Source organism: Robertkochia flava, from assembly GCF_020166515.1.
Taxonomy (GTDB): domain Bacteria; phylum Bacteroidota; class Bacteroidia; order Flavobacteriales; family Flavobacteriaceae; genus Robertkochia; species Robertkochia flava.
Genome location: NZ_JAINZT010000004.1, coordinates 212,636 through 227,141, shown reverse-complemented (window position 1 = coordinate 227,141; position 14,506 = coordinate 212,636). Strand labels below are relative to the sequence as shown.

Annotated in this window: 14 protein-coding genes; 12 read left to right on the top strand and 2 right to left on the bottom strand. The window is 46.5% G+C overall.

Features of this window, described 5'->3' with window-relative positions; all coding sequences use genetic code 11:
• The first annotated feature begins 147 nt into the window (after positions 1 to 147).
• The 3 genes from K7R11_RS06000 (at position 148) to K7R11_RS05990 (ending at position 3,067) form a co-directional block, all read left to right on the top strand.
• Complete coding sequence (locus K7R11_RS06000; RefSeq protein ID WP_224489464.1) at positions 148 to 1,209, top strand: S66 peptidase family protein; 1,062 nt, start codon at positions 148 to 150, stop codon at positions 1,207 to 1,209.
• Positions 1,210 to 1,253: 44 nt separating this feature from the next.
• Positions 1,254 to 1,754, top strand: a complete 501-nt coding sequence (locus K7R11_RS05995) for a GNAT family N-acetyltransferase (protein WP_224489461.1) — start codon at positions 1,254 to 1,256, stop codon at positions 1,752 to 1,754.
• Between the two features lie 194 nt (positions 1,755 to 1,948).
• Positions 1,949 to 3,067, top strand: coding sequence for a pyridoxal phosphate-dependent aminotransferase (locus K7R11_RS05990; RefSeq protein WP_224489459.1), 1,119 nt, complete (start codon positions 1,949 to 1,951; stop codon positions 3,065 to 3,067).
• Between the two features lie 60 nt (positions 3,068 to 3,127).
• Here the strand turns inward: K7R11_RS05990 and recQ are convergent, their stop codons facing one another.
• Positions 3,128 to 5,326 (bottom strand): DNA helicase RecQ, encoded by a 2,199-nt coding sequence (recQ, locus tag K7R11_RS05985; protein WP_224489457.1) that lies wholly within the window; start codon positions 5,324 to 5,326, stop codon positions 3,128 to 3,130.
• A gap of 84 nt (positions 5,327 to 5,410) precedes the next feature.
• Between recQ and K7R11_RS05980 the strand changes: the two genes are divergently transcribed.
• From K7R11_RS05980 to lptB, 4 genes are all read left to right on the top strand, one after another.
• A complete protein-coding gene (locus K7R11_RS05980; RefSeq protein WP_224489455.1) occupies positions 5,411 to 6,376 on the top strand; it encodes a KpsF/GutQ family sugar-phosphate isomerase in 966 nt (321 codons plus the stop codon).
• Positions 6,376 to 7,200 carry a twin-arginine translocase subunit TatC gene (gene tatC, locus K7R11_RS05975; protein ID WP_224489453.1) on the top strand — a complete coding sequence of 275 codons (825 nt, stop codon included), beginning with the start codon at positions 6,376 to 6,378 and terminating at the stop codon, positions 7,198 to 7,200. The genes K7R11_RS05980 and tatC overlap by 1 nt, the downstream gene beginning before the upstream one ends.
• The gene (locus K7R11_RS05970) at positions 7,200 to 7,556 is read left to right on the top strand and encodes a carboxymuconolactone decarboxylase family protein (RefSeq protein ID WP_224489452.1); all 357 of its coding nucleotides are present in this window, start codon (positions 7,200 to 7,202) and stop codon (positions 7,554 to 7,556) included. Before tatC ends, K7R11_RS05970 begins: the two co-directional genes overlap by 1 nt.
• A gap of 87 nt (positions 7,557 to 7,643) precedes the next feature.
• Positions 7,644 to 8,384: an LPS export ABC transporter ATP-binding protein gene (gene lptB / locus K7R11_RS05965; RefSeq protein ID WP_224489451.1), complete on the top strand. Its 741-nt coding sequence runs from the start codon at positions 7,644 to 7,646 to the stop codon at positions 8,382 to 8,384.
• Here the strand turns inward: lptB and K7R11_RS05960 are convergent.
• Positions 8,381 to 9,145: a CDP-alcohol phosphatidyltransferase family protein gene (locus K7R11_RS05960; protein ID WP_224489450.1), complete on the bottom strand. Its 765-nt coding sequence runs from the start codon at positions 9,143 to 9,145 to the stop codon at positions 8,381 to 8,383. The two genes, lptB and K7R11_RS05960, sit on opposite strands and share 4 nt — an antisense overlap.
• 146 nt (positions 9,146 to 9,291) lie before the next feature.
• Here K7R11_RS05960 and lnt point away from each other — a divergent pair, with 146 nt between their 5' ends.
• The 5 genes from lnt to K7R11_RS05935 all read left to right on the top strand — a co-directional run bounded on the left by lnt (position 9,292) and on the right by K7R11_RS05935 (position 14,431).
• Positions 9,292 to 10,881 (top strand): apolipoprotein N-acyltransferase, encoded by a 1,590-nt coding sequence (gene lnt / locus K7R11_RS05955; protein WP_224489449.1) that lies wholly within the window; start codon positions 9,292 to 9,294, stop codon positions 10,879 to 10,881.
• 47 nt (positions 10,882 to 10,928) lie between these two features.
• On the top strand, positions 10,929 to 12,797 hold the full coding sequence (locus K7R11_RS05950; RefSeq protein WP_224489448.1) for an ABC-F family ATP-binding cassette domain-containing protein: 1,869 nt from the start codon (positions 10,929 to 10,931) through the stop codon (positions 12,795 to 12,797).
• Positions 12,790 to 13,308, top strand: a complete 519-nt coding sequence (locus K7R11_RS05945; protein WP_224489447.1) for a hypothetical protein — start codon at positions 12,790 to 12,792, stop codon at positions 13,306 to 13,308. The genes K7R11_RS05950 and K7R11_RS05945 overlap by 8 nt, the downstream gene beginning before the upstream one ends.
• Before the next feature lie 170 nt (positions 13,309 to 13,478).
• On the top strand, positions 13,479 to 14,054 hold the full coding sequence (locus tag K7R11_RS05940) for a cob(I)yrinic acid a,c-diamide adenosyltransferase (protein ID WP_224489445.1): 576 nt from the start codon (positions 13,479 to 13,481) through the stop codon (positions 14,052 to 14,054).
• A 155-nt stretch (positions 14,055 to 14,209) separates the two neighbouring features.
• Positions 14,210 to 14,431, top strand: a complete 222-nt coding sequence (locus tag K7R11_RS05935; RefSeq protein WP_008612884.1) for a DUF2795 domain-containing protein — start codon at positions 14,210 to 14,212, stop codon at positions 14,429 to 14,431.
• Positions 14,432 to 14,506 lie beyond the last annotated feature (75 nt).

Below are 14,506 nucleotides of genomic sequence, written 5' to 3'. Positions count from 1 at the left end.
CCCTTAAAACTCGTATTTAAAAAGAAGGATAACCGAACTGTAGATTTTCCGGGACCAACTGTAGTCTTGCCTGGATTTAGATAGGGAAAACCGGCATATTTTTAAAAATTCATAATACATTTAGAACCCAAACAGACCAGAACATTTATGAAAAGAAGAAATTTCATTAAGAAAAGTATTACTGTTCCAGCGGTTTCCCTCCTTCCTGTGGGAACCCTCCTTGCCATGGAGCAAACCGCAACAGAGCAACCGTTCATGCATGCCACCCTGGCTAAACGACTGGAACCCGGAGACACCCTTGGACTCATTGCCCCGGGATATGCCGTGTCTCCGGAAAAGCTTGAGGAAGCCATCGGGTATGTGGAAGAACTGGGGTTTAAAGTATATCACACCGACCGGATCACCGGCAATTACGGCTACCTGAGCAATACCGATGAAGAACGCCTTGCAGACCTGCATCACATGTTTGAAAATGATGATGTAGACGGCATCCTCTGTGTTCGTGGCGGGTATGGGTGCACCCGTATCCTTCCGGGAATCAACTGGGAACTCATCCGGAATCACCCAAAGATTTTTACAGGTTTTAGTGATGTCACTGCCCTTTTAAATGAAATGAACCGGCAAACCGGACTGGTTTGCTTTCACGGTCCTGTAGGCACCACCCTCGATACAGATTACAACAAAGAACATTTTCTTCGGATCATCAACGGGGATCAGTCAGAGATCATTCTATCCCCATACCCCTATCATGAAGAGGAAGAAGAAAAACCCGAAGAATACCAGCCATACCTCCTTAAACCCGGTAAGGCAACCGGAATACTGGCAGGGGGCAACCTCTCCCTTCTCGCAGCCATGACGGGAACCCCTTATGAACCCGACTACACCAATAAGATCGTATTCCTAGAGGAGATCGAAGAAGAACCCTACCGGGTAGACCGCATGCTAACCCAGTTAAGACAATCTGCCACCTTTGATAAGGCCAGCGCTATCATCATGGGTATTTTTGCTGGTTGCAACAAGTCCAGAAATTCAAACTCCTTTTCCCTGAAGGAAGTGCTTCAAAATACTTTGGGCGACCTGGAGATTCCTGTAGCCTACGGATTCCCGATAGGTCACATAGATGAAAACACCACCCTCCCTATGGGAATTCCCGTAGAAGCGGATACCGAAAACATGACTGTTAAAATACTGAACAGCAGCGTTATATAGTTGTTTTCATTAGGATTCACCGGAATTTATTTTAACTTTAGAACATGTTATTTAAAACCGAAAGATTATACGCGAGAGAATTAAGGAAGAGTGATCTTCCCTTGTTTCACCGCATGCAGAATGACCATGCGGTAATGCGCTATGTGGGAGGGAAAACCTACACCCTGGAAGAAAACTCCAAGGACCTGGAACGGGTCATGAAGTTCTACAAAAAACCGGGGAATGATTTTTGGGTATGGGCTATTTCCAGCGTGGAAGATCATCGGTTTCTGGGTACCTGTGCCCTGGTTAAAAATGAAAAACAAGAATACGAAATCGGTTTCCGGCTTCTGAAGGAAGAATGGCAAAAAGGGTATGGCAAGGAGATCACCAACGGATTGATACGCCACGGCTTTGAAGAAATGAAGCTGAGTAAGATCGTGGCCTACGTCAACAAGAATAATGTAGCATCGGTTCGTATCCTGGATTCCACCTTCCGGTTTATCAAGGAATTCTACAATGACGAAGAAGACTGCATTGACCGGTATTACCAGATCTCCAATTAAAATACCAGCACATACGATTTCAACTCACAAAGGGAACACCATCGGTGCTCCCTTTTTTATACCCTGCTGATCCCTGAGGTTGGCAGCTATCCCCGACATCTACCACCTGCCTGCCCACGAATCTGAATATCCTTATATCCCTGATTCTCTAAAAACCGTATCTTTAGAAATACATCAACCATAAAAAAAATCATATGAACAGAAGAGACTGGATTCGGAACACCGCCATGAGCGGAAGTATGGCCCTGATGGGTGGTTTTGGTTCCCTTTATGCCCTCAGCAAGGAAGAGCGGCAAAAATTCCATCCGCGTCCGCTGGATAAGATGATCAAACTCAGTTCTAATGAAAACCCCTACGGACCTTCGGAGATCGTGAGAAATGCCATCCGGGATTCGCTTGACATTGCCTGTCGTTATCCGTACAGCTATGCCGATGAACTCGCCGAAATGCTGGCCGAGAAAGAAGGGGTAGCCCGGGAACAGATCATTATTACAGGAGGCTCTACCGAAGCACTTAAGGCCTGCGGTATTACCTTTGCTGCCAATGGCGGGGAGATCATTGCCGGAAGACCCACTTTTCTGGCCATGATGACCTATGCCAAACAATGGGGAGCAGAGGTTAAATGGGTGCCTCTGAACGAGAAAAAGGAATACGACATGGCCGCTATCAGTAACGCCGTAAGCGAGAAGACCGGCCTGGTATTTCTGTGCAATCCAAACAATCCTACCTCGAACTTACTGCCCAAGGAAATCTTATTGAAATACAGTGAAGAAATAGCCCGAAAAACAATTTTATTCAGCGATGAGGCCTATTACGATTTCATTGACGACCCGGATTATCCATCCCTGGTGAGTATGGTAAAAGAGGGGAAACAGGTGATCGTTTCCCGTACTTTCTCGAAGGTTTACGGTATGGCCGGACTGAGAATCGGCTACCTGGTCACCACCCCTGAACTGGCAGAGAAGGTACGAAACAACGTTATGGCATACAGCAATGTACCTGCCATACAAGGAGCCAAGGCTGCCCTGGCCGATACAGAATTTTACGACTTCAGCCTGCAGAAAAACAAGGAGGCCAAAGACATGATCTGCGCCACCCTGGACGAACTCAACCTGGAATACCTGCCATCTCAAACCAATTTCGTTTTCTTTCATTCCGGAAGACCCATTCATGAACTGCACAGATCCATGATGGATCAAGGGGTTCAAATAGGCCGGCCCTTCCCGCCCTATACCGATTGGTGCCGCATAAGCACGGGAACCCTGGAAGAAGTAGGCCTCTTTACCGATGCCCTGAAAAAAGTTTATATCTAAAAAAAAGGAAGGTCGATACAGACCTTCCTTTTTCAGCATATAATCGAATTAGTTGGTTGGTTAATTCGCTACTTCACTGATAAATTTAATACGGTACAACCGCAATTCATCTTCTTCATAATCGCCATCGAATTCCTCCATGGCTACCGATATTTTATCGTTTTCTGCATCCAGGAAATAGTCATGCAGCTCCTCCTGCTGGTCTTCATCGAACAACTCATCTATCCAGTAATCGATATTGAGCTTAGTCCCCATGTACACGATCTGTTCCATCTCCTTGATCAGGTCATCCATTTTCAATCCCTTGGAGGAGGCAATATCATCCAATGGCAGTTTGCGGTCAATATTCTGAATGACATACAATTTCAAGGCAGAATTTGAACCGGTAGATTTAACCACCATATCATCAGGCCTTTCAATATTGTTTTCATCCACATATTCAGCGATGAGTTTCACAAAGGGTTTTCCAAATTTTTTCGCCTTCCCTTCCCCGACTCCGTGAATATTGATCAGTTCCTCAAGGGTAACGGGATATTTCAGGGCCATATCTTCAAGAGAGGGATCCTGGAATACCACAAACGGAGGCACTTCCAGCTTTTTAGCCTGGGATTTCCTGAGGTCCTTAAGCATCTTAAGCAATCGCTCGTCTGCAGCTCCGCCGCCCTGTTTTGCTGTCACCACCCCTTCGTCTCCGAGATCTTCATACTTGTGGTCTTCCGTCATCATAAAGGAAACTGGAGATTTTATAAACTCCTTTCCCTTTTTTGTGAGATGCAGCACCCCGTATTGTTCTATTTCTTTACGAATAAGACCCGCTACCAGCACCTGGCGTATCAGGGCCCTCCAATAGGAATCTTCCTGGTCTGAACCGGACCCAAAAATTTCACGCTCATCGGTTTTATGGGATTTCATCAACGCATTGGTCTTTCCGATCAGGGTATTTACAATTTCCTTCGCCTTGTATTTCTCCTTGGTCTCTTTGATCACCTTCAACAACTTAGCCACATCTTCTTTGGCCTCGTGCTTCTTTTTAGGATTTTTCACATTGTCGTCCAGCTCTGCTCCCTCCCCGTTTACCTCATCGAATTCTTCCCCGAAATAATGAAGAATGTATTTCCTTCTGGACATGGAAGTTTCTGCATAGGCCACCATATCCTGCAACAGGGCATGACCGATCTCCTGTTCTGCCACGGGCTTGCCGCTCATGAACTTCTCCAGTTTTTCGATATCCTTATAGGAATAAAAGGCCAGGCAATGCCCCTCGCCTCCATCGCGACCGGCTCTTCCAGTTTCCTGGTAATAACTTTCGATACTTTTGGGGATATCGTGATGAATCACAAACCGAACATCCGGTTTATCGATTCCCATACCAAATGCAATAGTAGCCACCACCACGTCGATCTCCTCCATCAGAAACATATCCTGGTGCCTGGACCTGGTCTTGGCATCCAGCCCGGCGTGGTAGGGAACGGCTTTGATACCGTTTACCTGCAGGGTCTGCGCCAATTCCTCGACCCGCTTACGGCTAAGGCAATAAATGATCCCTGATTTCCCTTCACGTTGTTTTACAAAACGAATAATATCTGCATCGACATTTTTGGTTTTGGAACGCACTTCGTAAAAGAGGTTAGGACGGTTAAAGGAGGCTTTAAACACCCTGGCATCGGTCATCCCCAGGTTTTTCAGGATATCTTCCTGCACCTTAGGGGTGGCCGTGGCAGTTAAACCGATAATGGGAATATCGTCTCCCAGACGTTGAATGATGGTTCTTATATTGCGGTATTCCGGCCGGAAATCATGCCCCCATTCCGAGATACAATGGGCCTCATCTACGGCAACAAAAGAGATCTTCACTGTCCTGAAAAACTCGACATATTCATCTTTGGTCAGGGATTCAGGAGCTACATAGAGAAGCTTGGTAACTCCCTTGCGGATATCAACCATCACCCGTTTGACCTCGCTTTTATTCAATGAAGAATTCAATACGTGGGCAATACCTTCCTGGGCAGAAATGCCTCTGATGGCATCTACCTGGTTCTTCATTAAAGCAATCAGGGGTGAAATAACGATGGCTGTCCCTTCTTTCACCAGGGCCGGCAATTGATAGCAGAGGGATTTCCCTCCACCGGTAGGCATGATCACAAAGGTGTTGTGATCGTTAATAATATTTCTGATAACCTCTTCCTGCAGCCCTTTAAACTGACTAAATCCAAAATACTTCTTCAGCGCAGCGTTCAAGTCAATTTCAGCTGTACTCATCCTTCCGTTTTACTATTTTATTTACATTTGCACTACTAAAGATAAGCAATCTTTTTCTTATTGAAATTTTAAAAAATTAAAATCTTGATCGACAAAAATTCCATCATAGCCGATGCGAAAGAAGCCGTGGAAACCGAGGCGAAAGCCATCCTGGAGCTCTCTTCCTTCATCGACGATGACTTTGCCAATGCCGTAGAGACCATCTACCGATCTAAAGGTAGGGTCATCATTACCGGTATCGGAAAAAGCGCTATCATTGCCACAAAGATAGTAGCTACCCTGAACTCTACGGGAACTCCGGCTATTTTTATGCATGCTGCCGATGCAATTCACGGGGATCTGGGTACGATTCTGGAGGACGATGTGGTGATCTGCATCTCCAAAAGCGGAAACACCCCGGAGATCAAGGTGCTGGTTCCCCTGATCAAGAACGGACCCAATAAGCTGATCGCGATCACAGCCAATAAGGAATCCTTCCTCGGGCAACAGGCCGATTTTGTATTGAACGCCTATGTCGAAAAGGAAGCCTGCCCGAACAACCTGGCCCCCACCACCAGTACGACCGCCCAACTGGTCATTGGCGATGCCCTCTCAATATGCCTGCTCAACCTCAGAGGATTCAGCAGTAAGGATTTTGCCAAATACCACCCCGGAGGTGCCCTGGGTAAAAAGCTCTATTTAAGAGTGGAGGACATTTCCTCGGTTAACCAGAAGCCCCAGGTTAGTAAAGATGCTGATATCCGGGAGGTGATTGTGGAGATCTCCGAGAAAATGCTGGGAGTGGCTGCCGTAGTGGAAGACGGAAACATTATCGGTATTATTACGGACGGTGACATCCGGCGCATGCTAAAAAAATACGAAAACATCAATGGTCTGCGCGCAGCAGACATCATGACATCTGCCCCAAAAGCCGTCGAAGCAGAAATGATGGCCGTTGACGCCCTGGAAACCATGGAAGCTAATGGCATCTCACAACTTCTGGTAGAGCAGGACGGTAAATATGCAGGTGTAATACATCTTCACGACCTAATCAAAGAAGGAATAATTTAATGGCAGAACACAACAGCACCCAGGAAATGTCATTTCTGGATCACCTGGAAGAACTGAGATGGCATCTGATTCGATCTACCTTGGCTGTGGTTATTGTAGCCTTTGCAGCCTTTCTGGCTAAGGATTTCATATTTGATACCGTGCTCTTTGGCCCCAAGAAAGCAGAATTCCCCACATACCGGCTATTTTGTAATATCGCCCAATCGCTCGGACTGGACCAGTCCTTTTGTGAAGGCCCCCAATTTCGGATTCAGAGCCGGCAAATGGCCGGGCAATTCTCTGCCCATATCTGGACTTCCATCTGGGCAGGCTTTATCGTCGCATTTCCCTACGTACTTTATGAGATGTGGAAGTTTATCAGTCCCGGACTTTATGACAACGAACGGAAAAACGCAAGAGGATTTATTCTGATCGCCTCCCTTTTGTTCTTTTCCGGAGTGCTGTTCGGGTATTATGTGGTATCTCCTCTTTCCATCAACTTCCTGGCCAATTACCGGGTGAGTGATGAGGTGTTTAACGATATTGACCTCTCCTCCTACATTTCTATTGTAAGGGCAGCGGTTATCGCTTGCGGACTCATCTTTGAGCTCCCCATAATCATATATTTCCTGACCAAAGTAGGCCTGGTAACTCCTGAGTTTTTAAGGAAATACCGCAAGTTTGCCCTGGTACTGGTGCTTATTGTATCGGCCATCATCACCCCCCCTGATGTCGCAAGCCAGATCGTGGTATCCATCCCGGTACTGATTCTTTACGAGATCAGTATCCATATTTCAAGGGTGGTGGTAAGGAGACAAGAAAAGAAACTTAGAAAAACAAAGTAATGTCAAATCCTGTAGAAGAATTCAACAGCTATAGTTCAAGGATGAACGATCGCATATTAAAGGACAATAATAAGATCATAAAGCGGATCTTCAATTTAGACACTAATGCCTTTATGGAGGGCGCTCTTGACAGGAAAACCAAGGAACTGCTGGGCCTTGTGGCATCTGCCGTTTTGCGCTGCGACGACTGTGTAAAATACCACCTGGAGGCCTGCCACAAGGTAGGATTTACCTGGAAGGAGGTAGAGGAAGCACTGGGAGTAGCTACCCTGGTGGGAGGCACGATAATGATCCCCCACCTGAGAAGGGCCTACGAATACTGGGATGCCCTGGAAGCCGCCAAAGACGATAATTAATTCTTAAAAGCCGGACCCCTTCCGGGGGATTTGGTTAAATTTGACCAGTTTACTATTTACCCACAATAGTGATAAAATACCATTGCCGTGAAGTTAAGAGCTGAAAATATCATGAAGTCCTATAAAGGACGAAAGGTCGTTAAGGGCATCTCCCTGGAAGTAAACCGGGGAGAGATCGTTGGTCTGCTGGGGCCCAATGGAGCCGGAAAGACCACGTCCTTCTACATGATCGTGGGACTCATCAAACCCAATGGCGGAAAGATCTTTCTCGACAGTATGGAGATCACCCAATTCCCCATGTACAAGAGAGCTCAGAATGGCATCGGATATCTTGCACAGGAAGCCTCTGTGTTCCGTAAACTTAGTGTAGAAGATAACATCCGTAGCGTTCTACAACTCACCAAACTTTCCAAGAAAGAACAGGAAATGAAGGTAGAGTCGCTGTTGGACGAGTTCAATATCGGGCATATCCGGAAAAACCGCGGAGACCTGCTTTCGGGAGGGGAACGCAGAAGAACAGAAATTGCACGAGCCCTGGCTACCGACCCAAAATTCATTCTGCTGGACGAACCCTTCGCCGGGGTGGACCCGGTTGCCGTGGAAGACATCCAACGCATCGTGGCCCAGCTAAAAAACAAGAACATCGGTATCCTGATCACCGATCACAATGTACAGGAAACACTGGCCATTACCGAACGATCTTACCTGATGTTTGAAGGAAGCATTCTGAAATATGGGGAACCTGAAGAACTCGCAGCAGACGAAATGGTAAGAAAGGTTTACCTGGGTCAAAACTTCGAACTGCGTAAGAAGAAACTTGAATTTTAATCCGCCTGCCCTTTCCTGAGCATATTCTCTACGAGAGAAAGAAGGACATAGCTCACAATGATCACCGGAATGGCCAGGTACTTCATGGTCACCGCCATAACCAACGCCAGCAGGAGGAAGGTGTAGCGTATGCCGTTGCCTTTCATACCCCACGACTTAAACTTCAGGGCAAACAGCCGCACAGGAGCATTCAGCATATAAGTACTCAATAAGGTTATGACCAGCAACACCCAGGGATTCAGCAGCCACTGGTTGATCATATCATTCCCCTGGTACAACATGATCAGGGGCAGCGAAAGAATGAAAAGGGCGTTTGCAGGGGTTGGCAATCCTTTAAAAGAAGTTTTCTGGTCGTCGTCAATATTAAATTTAGCCAGTCGGTAAGCCGAAGAAAGGGTAATAAGAAACCCTGCCAGGGCAAGAGGAACCAGGTGCTCGCCAACCCATACCATGGATCCGTTAACCTCGCTCCCACTCCAATCGTGTACAAAACCTCCCTGCGACATCCTCAGCATCTGATACATGGCAATACCCGGCACCACCCCACTGGTAACCATATCGGCCAGAGAGTCCAGCTGCAACCCAATTTCACTCTGCACCTTTAGGGTCCGGGCAGCAAGACCGTCGAAAAAGTCAAAGAAGATCCCGAGAAAAACGAACAAGGCAGCAAGCTCCAGTTGATTTTGCACAGCCAGTACCACGGCAATGCAACCGCTAAAAAGGTTCAGCAAGGTGATCAGGTTCGGAATATGTCTTTTCATGTATCAGGAAGTTTAAGTAAAAATAATACTTTATACCTTCTTTAATAAAGGAAGTACCTTCAAATTTTGAGCCTTTAGCCCGGCTTGAGCCAAAGAACCGTGCTACTTCAAAGAAAATGTTGATATTAGCACTCCAAAACGAACTTATGAGAAAAAGACTACTGCTTGCGGCATTATCCGGGCTGCTTCTGGCCGGAGCCTGGCCAACCTACGGGTTCCCGCTCCTGGTTTTCTTTGGATTTGTACCCCTGCTCATACTGGAGCGCAACATTCGACTGGGTGAAGACAAAAACAAAACCCTGAAGGTATTCGGTTACGCCTACCTGGCTTTGCTCATATGGAACAGTATCACCACCTGGTGGATCTGGTATTCCACGCCCTTCGGAATGTTCTTTGCCCTTCTGGTCAACACCTTGCTGATGGCACTCATTTTCCTTGCATTTCATCTTGTGGCCCGAAGATTACCCGCCAAAATTCACCTGATATTCCTTCCGGCCCTGTGGATTGCCTTTGAAAAGTTTCATCTGAACTGGGATTTTTCATGGCCCTGGCTGAATCTCGGAAACGTTTTTTCGGAACACACCCTTTGGATTCAATGGTATGAGTATACGGGAAGTTTCGGTGGAGCACTCTGGATCTGGGCTGTAAATATTGGCATGTTTAAGACCATTGAGAAGTTCCGTCAAAGCAGACTATCAGCTCAGCTCAGCACAGGCATCGCCAAACAGGTACTGAAGATCGCCCTGCCCATTATCATCTCCCTGTTTATTTGGTCAAATTATGAGGAAAGCAACCAACAGGCAGAAGTAGTGATCATTCAACCCAATACCGACCCCTATACCGAAAAATACGACCAACCCAATACGGAGGTGGCCAGGGAATTGGTAGCAATGGCCCAACCCTATACAGATGAAGAGACTGATTATATCATCGCCCCGGAGACCATGCTGGCCGGGAACAGCAATATGGACGCCTTTCCCAACAGCAGAGAAAAGTATATCCTCCAGGTATTCCTTTCCAGGTACGACAGCCTGGAACTTATTACCGGCGCCGACTTCTACAGGTTATACCGCCAGGAAGAACGGCCTTCGCCTTCTGCCAATCGCACCCCTAATGGTGACTGGTTCGAGGTGTACAACGCAGCTGTAAACCTGAACCGGCAGGGAGAAGTACAAACCTACATCAAGTCAAAACTGGTGGTGGGAGTAGAAAATTTTCCCTTTAAGGAAACCCTCGAGCCTATTCTGGGCAATATTATGATCGACCTTGGAGGTACCGTCCTTTCCAGAGCCACCCAGGACGAGCGCAGTGTATTTACCTCGTCGGGAGGAACCTTCAGGGCAGCACCCATTATTTGCTATGAATCGGTTTACGGAGAATATGTCACCGATTACGTGAAGAACGGTGCCAATTTTCTGAGCATCATAACCAATGACGCCTGGTGGGACCGTACCCAGGGACACCAACAACACCTGAGTTATGCCAGGCTTCGGGCTGTGGAAACCCGAAGAAGTATAGCCCGAAGCGCTAATACAGGGATCTCGGCCCTGATCGACGAAAAAGGACAGGTAAAGAAAACACTCGGATATGGAGAGAAAGGCGTTATAAAAGGCAGCATCAGCATCAACAACAAGAAGACCATTTATGTACAATACGGAGACTACATCGCGAGGATAGCCACCCTCTTTTCCGGGTTCATAGCACTTTTTGCCATAGCCCGTAAAAAGGAAAAATAAGTGCGTTATAATTGCCTTTTGGGTTACTTTTGCAAAAAATCCAGACTTTGAATTATCTATCGGTAGAACATATTGCCAGGTCTTATGGCGAGCGGGTACTTTTTACAGACATTTCCTTTGGTATCAACAGGGATCAGAAGATCGCTTTTATAGCCAAAAACGGAACGGGAAAAACCTCCCTCCTCAATATCATTACAGGGAAGGAAGAGCCGGATGCGGGACAGGTAGTATCCCGAAACGGAATCCATATTGCCTTTTTGCCCCAGGAACCGGACCTGGACCCTCAGATAACGGTGGAAGAAACCATTTTTGCCTCTGACAACAAGACCCTTCAGATCATTCACGAGTACGAACAGGCCCTGCTAACCCCGGAAGACCAGGAAAAATACCAGCAGGCCTTTGAGAAAATGGAAGCGCACAACGCCTGGGACTTTGAAACCCAGTATAAACAAATGCTCTTTCTGTTCAAACTTGACAATCTCGAACAGAAGGTTGGCTCGCTATCTGGTGGCCAAAAGAAGCGGCTGGCTCTGGCCAGTATTTTGCTCAATACCCCGGATCTGCTTATTATGGACGAACCCACCAACCACCTTGACCTGGAAATGATCGAATGGCTGGAGGCTTACTTTGCCCGGGAGAACATCACCCTGTTCATGGTAACCCACGACCGGTATTTCCTGGAACGGGTGTGCAACGAGATCATTGAACTGGAAAACGGCCAGCTTTACCAATACAAAGGGAATTACAGCTACTATCTGGAAAAAAAAGAGGCGAGGATACAGGCTGAAAAAGCTTCCGTTGAAAAAGCGAAGAACCTCTACAGTAAAGAACTGGACTGGATGCGCAGGCAGCCCAAAGCCAGAACTACAAAATCGAAATCCAGGATCGACGACTTCTACAAGATCAAGGAAAAAGCGAACCAGAGAAGAAAAGATCACCGGGTTCAGCTGGAGATCAACATGGAACGCCTGGGAAGCAAGATCATCGAACTGCACAATGTAGGAAAATCATTCGGGGATAAAACCATACTGGATAAATTTGACTACACCTTTAAAAAGGGAGAACGTATCGGTATTATCGGGAAGAACGGCACCGGAAAATCCACCTTTCTCAATATCCTTACGGGTCACCTGGCCCCCGATTCGGGCAAGGTGGTGATCGGGGATACCGTGAAATTCGGGTATTACACCCAGTCAGGGATCAATATTAAACCCGGGCAAAAGGTCATTGAGGTCATTCGGGAGTTTGGCGATTATATCCCATTGACCAAAGGCCGGCAGATCTCTGCAGCTCAGCTGCTGGAACGCTTCATGTTCGATCGCAAGAAGCAATACGACTATGTGGAAAAGCTCAGTGGCGGAGAACAAAAAAGACTTTACCTCTGTACCGTCCTCATTCAGAATCCCAACTTTCTCATCCTGGACGAACCCACCAATGACCTGGACATCATCACCCTTAACGTATTAGAGAGCTTCCTGCTCGATTTTCCGGGTTGCCTTCTGGTGGTTTCCCACGACCGGTATTTTATGGATAAGATCGTAGATCACTTATTTGTATTCCGGGGTGAAGGGATCATTGAAGATTTCCCGGGCAACTATTCCGATTACAGAATCTACGAAAGCAGCACCCCTGCAACAAAGGAGGAAGACACCCCTGCAGAACCAAGGAAAACCTGGAAAAAAGACTCCAACAGTACACTTTCCTATACCGAACAGAAGGAATTTAAAAAGCTGGAAAGGGAGATCAAACAATTGGAAAGGGATAAAAAAGAGGCCGAGAATCGATTTGCCACCGGAGAACTTGAAGGAGACGCTATCGACAAACAATCGATACTGCTCCAGGAGATCATAGATGCGATCGACAGTAAAACCGAAAGATGGTTTGAACTTTCCATGAAAATGGAAGGAGATGAATGATGCCTGCAGCATGAAGGGATTACTCGAATACCTCAAATACATCAGCAGATCAACCAATGCGCACGGAGTACATTCTCCCTTCGTATACGACCTGGTTACCCGGGGGCTTTACCTGAAAGAAGAGAAACAGGAGCACCCTGTGATCGGGCATATTCCCCAAATAAAAACGCTGCCTGAAAAATACGTCAAAGCGATAAACAACACCCTGCATCATTTCTTCGGAAGCCGGAAACCACAGCTCATCCTCCTGCCCTGCTCAGATCATCAACCCATAGAAAATCCCGGAATGGTATTTGTAAATGGACTGGACCCTCACCGAACTGCCGTGGATGAGTTATTGAAATACCTGGACAACGACACTTTGCTGATGGTCGTCAAAGCAGGAAGCGATCCGTTTTGGGAAGCACTCAGTAAAAGCCATGAGCTTCATCTCACCATCGATTGTTTCCGGGTAGGTTTTGCCTTCAAAAGGAAAGAACAAGCCAAAGAAAATTTCACTATTCGTCTATAATTCACTATTTTATAAAAAAGTCAGTGAAATCCATGATTTCCTGCTTCGGATCATTATTTTAGCCTCACAATACAGTGGCAGTTGATTCGGGAGTTGCTTTTTTAACGGAGTGAACCGAATCGGGAAGGCAAACAACGGCTACCCCTGTCCAAAATGAAAAATTGCTTGAAATGAAGATCTACACGAAAACAGGAGATTTAGGTACCACGGCCCTCTACGGGGGCGACCGGGTACCCAAACATCACATTCGTATCGAGAGTTACGGAACAGTGGACGAGCTCAATGCCTGGATAGGTATGCTCAGGGATCAGGAAATCGATCCCGAGATCCGGGACACCCTGGTCGAGGTGCAGCATAAGCTTTTTACCATAGGTGCCATTATGGCCACTCCCCCGGAGAAGGAAAAGCTGAAAAGCGGAAAAGACCGTCTCAACATTGAAAGAATCGGGGAACAGGATATTATTTTCCTGGAAAAGGCCATCGACCGGATGGAGGAAGACCTTCCGATGATGACGCACTTTATACTGCCCGGAGGGCACCCTATTGTGTCATATTGTCACCTGGCCCGAACTGTATGCCGCCGAGCCGAACGAAGAGCCACTCATCTCTATGAAAATGAGCCGTTTGAAAAGGTCGTGATCAGGTACCTGAACCGCCTCTCTGATTACCTGTTCGTATTGGCACGGAAGTTGACTAAGGACCATAACGCAGAAGAAGTTCCCTGGATACCAGAGAAAAAGTCTTAATTTATTTCAGAATTAATTGACTAAAGGTTAAGGAATTACCACTAAAATCTGCCGTTTTTTACGTTCTTAGAAATAATTTGTAAATAATATAGATTTTACTTGACTTTTTAACTTAAAAATTTATTTTTGCACAAAATCATTAAACCAGATAGCATATGTATTGGACATTAGAATTGGCATCGTATTTGGATGATGCCCCCTGGCCAGCAACAAAGGACGAATTAATTGATTATGCTATTAGAACCGGAGCCCCATTGGAGGTTGTTGAAAACCTGCAGGCAATGGAAGATGAAGGAGATATGTACGAGTCAATTGAGGAGATCTGGCCGGATTACCCAACCGAAGAAGATTACCTCTGGAACGAGGACGAATATTAACACACGCCTTAATATTATAAAGTTAAAAGTCTCTATGGAGGCTTTTTTTTTGTTTAATTTTGAGGCCTAACAAGA

Coding starts and splice junctions, on each gene's coding strand:
- K7R11_RS05940 (WP_224489445.1), top strand. CDS start 13,479: ATGAAGATCTACACGAAAACAGGAGATTTAGGTACCACGGCCCTCTAC.
- K7R11_RS05935 (WP_008612884.1), top strand. CDS start 14,210: ATGTATTGGACATTAGAATTGGCATCGTATTTGGATGATGCCCCCTGG.
- K7R11_RS05990 (WP_224489459.1), top strand. CDS start 1,949: ATGAACAGAAGAGACTGGATTCGGAACACCGCCATGAGCGGAAGTATG.
- K7R11_RS05945 (WP_224489447.1), top strand. CDS start 12,790: ATGAATGATGCCTGCAGCATGAAGGGATTACTCGAATACCTCAAATAC.
- tatC (WP_224489453.1), top strand. CDS start 6,376: ATGGCAGAACACAACAGCACCCAGGAAATGTCATTTCTGGATCACCTG.
- lnt (WP_224489449.1), top strand. CDS start 9,292: ATGAGAAAAAGACTACTGCTTGCGGCATTATCCGGGCTGCTTCTGGCC.
- K7R11_RS05970 (WP_224489452.1), top strand. CDS start 7,200: ATGTCAAATCCTGTAGAAGAATTCAACAGCTATAGTTCAAGGATGAAC.
- recQ (WP_224489457.1), bottom strand. CDS start 5,326: ATGAGTACAGCTGAAATTGACTTGAACGCTGCGCTGAAGAAGTATTTT.
- K7R11_RS05995 (WP_224489461.1), top strand. CDS start 1,254: ATGTTATTTAAAACCGAAAGATTATACGCGAGAGAATTAAGGAAGAGT.
- K7R11_RS05960 (WP_224489450.1), bottom strand. CDS start 9,145: ATGAAAAGACATATTCCGAACCTGATCACCTTGCTGAACCTTTTTAGC.
- K7R11_RS06000 (WP_224489464.1), top strand. CDS start 148: ATGAAAAGAAGAAATTTCATTAAGAAAAGTATTACTGTTCCAGCGGTT.